At 69.5% G+C, this 3,575-nt stretch carries 4 protein-coding genes and 1 pseudogene; all 5 read left to right on the plus strand.

Features of this window, described 5'->3' with window-relative positions; genetic code table 11:
- Positions 1-887: pseudogene (locus tag Mlute_RS14515) on the plus strand (FAD-binding oxidoreductase); the annotation flags it as partial.
- Positions 880-1,287, plus strand: a complete 408-nt coding sequence (locus Mlute_RS14520; RefSeq protein ID WP_119361260.1) for a VOC family protein — start codon at positions 880-882, stop codon at positions 1,285-1,287. The pseudogene Mlute_RS14515 and the gene Mlute_RS14520, both read left to right, overlap by 8 nt.
- A gap of 35 nt (positions 1,288-1,322) precedes the next feature.
- The gene (locus tag Mlute_RS14525) at positions 1,323-2,342 is read left to right on the plus strand and encodes a VOC family protein (protein WP_119361261.1); all 1,020 of its coding nucleotides are present in this window, start codon (positions 1,323-1,325) and stop codon (positions 2,340-2,342) included.
- 10 nt (positions 2,343-2,352) lie between these two features.
- Positions 2,353-3,114 (plus strand): cyclase family protein, encoded by a 762-nt coding sequence (locus Mlute_RS14530; protein ID WP_119361262.1) that lies wholly within the window; start codon positions 2,353-2,355, stop codon positions 3,112-3,114.
- A gap of 2 nt (positions 3,115-3,116) precedes the next feature.
- Positions 3,117-3,575, plus strand: a 459-nt coding sequence (locus Mlute_RS14535) for an amidohydrolase family protein (protein ID WP_147371122.1), incomplete at its 3' end; no start/stop codon positions are given.

The raw sequence follows: 3,575 nt of genomic DNA on the forward strand, positions 1-3,575 counted from the left end.
CTGAGGGGGAGCGGGTGCGGGCCCACGCCGAGGAGAACCCCGACCTCTACTGGGCCGCCCGGGGGGCCGGGCCGGGCTTCCCCGGGGTGGTGACCCGCTTCTACCTGCAGACCCGCCCCTTGCCCAAGGCCCTCACCCAGACCACCCACGTCTACCCCCTGGACTGCACCGCGGAGGTGCTGGCCTGGTTGCAGGAGGTGCACGCCCAGGTGGACCCCCGGGTGGAGCTGGTGGCCTTGAGCCTGGTGCCCCCGGGCTTTAGCCAGCGGGCCCTGGTGGTGCACGGCCTGGCCATGGTGGATAGCCCGGCGGAGGGACGGGAGGCTTTGGCCCTGTTGGAGACAAGCCCGGCCTTGGAAAAGGCCCTGCTCCGCCAGGTGGCCGAGCCCACCAGTTTTGAGGACGAGCGGCGCGAGCAGCTAAGGCAGAACCCCGAGGGGGCCCGCTACGCGGTGGACAACGCCTGGCTCCAGGGGCCCCCGGAGGCAGTGGTGCCCCGCTTGGTGGAGGCCTTCACCACCCCGCCCACCCCCGAGACCTTCGCCTTGTGGTTCAGCATGGCCCCACTGCGCCCCCTGCCGGATATGGCCCTGTCCTTGCAGAGCGAAATATACTTCGCCCTTTACACCATCTGGCGCGACCCCACCGACGATGAGCGCTGCCGGGGGTGGCTGGCCCAGCAGATGCGGCGCCTCGAGCCCGTCACCCTGGGCCAGTACCTGGGCGACTCCGACTTCACCACCCGCTCGCTGCGCTTTATGCGGGAGGAGAACTGGGCGCGCTTGCAGGCCATCCGGGCCCGGCGCGACCCGCTGGGGCTTTTCGTGGGCTACCTGACCAACGACGAGCGCAGGTTGAACCGCAACCCTTGGGAGGACCATGCTTGAGCTTCGCCCCCATCACCTGGGCCTGAGCGTGCCCAACCTGGAGGAGAGCATCGCCTGGTACGGCCGGGCGCTGGGCTTTGCCTTGGAGAAGACCCTCTACCTGGAGGCCATCCCGGCCCGGGTGGCCTTTTTGCGGCGGGGGGAGTTCCGCCTGGAGCTCTTTGAGGTGCCCGGCGCGAACCCCCTGCCCGAGGAACGCAAGACCCCCCACGCCGACCTCAAGACCCACGGCACCAAGCACCTGGCCTTTGCGGTGGAGGATGTGGAGGCGGCGGTGAAGGAGCTCGAGGGGCGGGGGGTGGAAGTGGTCATGCGGGCCCGCATCGAGGGCGGCCCCATGGCCTTTATCCGTGACAACGCAGGGAACCTGCTCGAGCTGGTGCAGGTTTCCTCGTTTTGAGGAGGTTGGTATGCCGAAGACCCATAGGAGGAGCCATGCCTAGGTGCCTTTTGTCCCAGTTGGTCCATGTGGAGCTCATCACCCCGAAGCTCGAGGAGTCCTTGGCCTTCTTTACCCAGATTGGCGGGCTCTACCTGGTGCACCGCGAGGCCGAGCGGGCCTATCTGCGCTGCTGGGGCGACCACTACACCTACAGCCTGATCCTGACCCAAGGCGAGCTGCCCGCCCTGGGCCACGCGGCCTGGCGCACCTGGAGCCCGGAGGACCTGGAGCAGGCCGTGCGCAACATCGAGGCCAGCGGGGTACAGGGGGAGTGGGTGGAGGGAAGCTTTGGCCACGGCCCGGCCTACCGCTTCCGGGCCCCCGGGGGGCACACGCTGGAGCTGGTCTGGGAGGTGGAGCGCTACCAGGCCCCGCCCGAGCGGGCCTCCACCTACCCCGAGCGGCCCCAACGCTTTACCGGCGGGGGCCTGGAGCCGCGCCAGCTTGACCACCTGACCGTGGCCAGCAGCGACCCCTACCGCGATGCGGAGTGGTTCCGCCGGGTGCTGGGCTTCCGCTTCATGTGCTACAACGGCCTGGAGGACAACCCCGACTTCGTGGTCTTCGCCATGGTCACCACCAACGAGAAGAACCACGACCTGGCCTTCGCCAAGGACATGTCGCTCATTCCCGGCCGGCTGCACCACCTGGCCTTCTGGGTGGACAACCGCGAGCTGCACCAGCGGGCTGCCGACCTTTTGCTGGAGGCGGGGGTGCCGCTGGAGTACGGCCCCGGCATCCACGGCATGGGGGAGCAGACCTACCTCTACTTCCGCGAGCCCGGTGGGCTGCGCATTGAGATAAACACCGGTGGGGTGCGCAACTACGTGCCGGACTGGGAGCCGGTGCGCTGGCGGCCGTCCCAGGGCTCCAACACCTTCTACCGCAACACCGCCATGCCCGACTCCATGCTGGAGGCCTTCCCGCCCGCCGAGAAGGTGGCCGCCGCCGACCTCGAGCTCGTCCCCGACCGCCAGCAGCCCAACCCCTGGGGCAAGCGCGGCCTGGGGTAAGGAGAGAGGCATGCCCCGCTTCATTGACCTCTCGGCGCCCATCCAGGCCACCCCTCCCGAGATGCCGCCCTTTCAGCGCATCAGCATCGAGTTCTCCGACCACAAGGCGGGCCTCGAGGAGGTGCGGGCCCTCTTCGGCCTGGGCCCCGAACACCTGCGGCGGGGCGAGGCCTGGGCGGTGGAGACCATCACCCACCTGGGCACCCACAGCTCTACCCACGTGGACGCGCCCTACCACTACAACTCGGTCATCGGCGGAAGGCCCGCCCCCCGCATCCACGAGCTGCCGCTGGAGTGGTTTTTTGCCCCAGGGGTGGTGCTGGAGTTCCGCCACAAGGCCGACGGCGAGGCCATCACCCAGGCCGAGGTGGAGGCCGAGCTGGCACGCATCGGCCACGTCCTGCGGCCGTTGGACATCGTGCTCATGCGCACTGGGCGGGATGCCTTCTACGGGGCCCCCGACTACTGGACGAAAGGCCCCGGGGTGAGCGTGGAGGCCACCCGCTGGCTCTTTGACCAGGGGGTGCGGGTGATGGGGATTGACGCCTGGGGCTGGGATCGGCCCCTGCACCTGCAGGCCCAAGAGGCCCTGGAACAGAACCGGCCCGGCATCTTCTGGGCGGCTCACCAGGCCGACCTGCCCTACGCCCAGCTCGAGCGCCTATGCAACCTAGGGGCCCTGCCCAGCACCGGCTTTAGGGTGGCCTGCTTCCCCCTGCGCATCGTGGGGGCCAGCGCCGCCCCGGCCCGGGTGGTGGCCATTTTGGAGTGAGCATGCGCCTCGACCTGCACGGACACCTCGAGCCCCCCCACTACACCGCGGCGGTGGCCCAGGCCCTGGGCCCGGCCCCGGTGCCGCCCTGGACGGTGGAAGAGCAGCTTGAGATGATGGCCCGCTATGGAATTACCGCCACGGTGGTTTCGCTGCCCCCGCCGGGGGTCTTCCTGGGAGACGGGGCCCAGGCCCGGGAGCTGGCCCGCGCCACCAACGAGTTCTACGCAGCACTCCTGCGCCAGCATCCCCGCCGCTATGCGGCCCTGGCTGCCCTGCCACTGCCCGACGTGGAGGCCGTGCTGGCAGAGCTGGCCTACGCCCTGGACGTCTTGGGGCTGGACGGGGTGGCCCTTTTCACCCAGGTGGGGGGGCGCTACCTGGGAGATGAACTGTTTGAGCCGCTTTGGGCCGAGCTGGACCGGCGGGGGGCCTATGTCTTCGTCCATCCCACCCTGCCC

This window comes from Meiothermus luteus (assembly GCF_003574085.1).
GTDB lineage: Bacteria > Deinococcota > Deinococci > Deinococcales > Thermaceae > Meiothermus > Meiothermus luteus.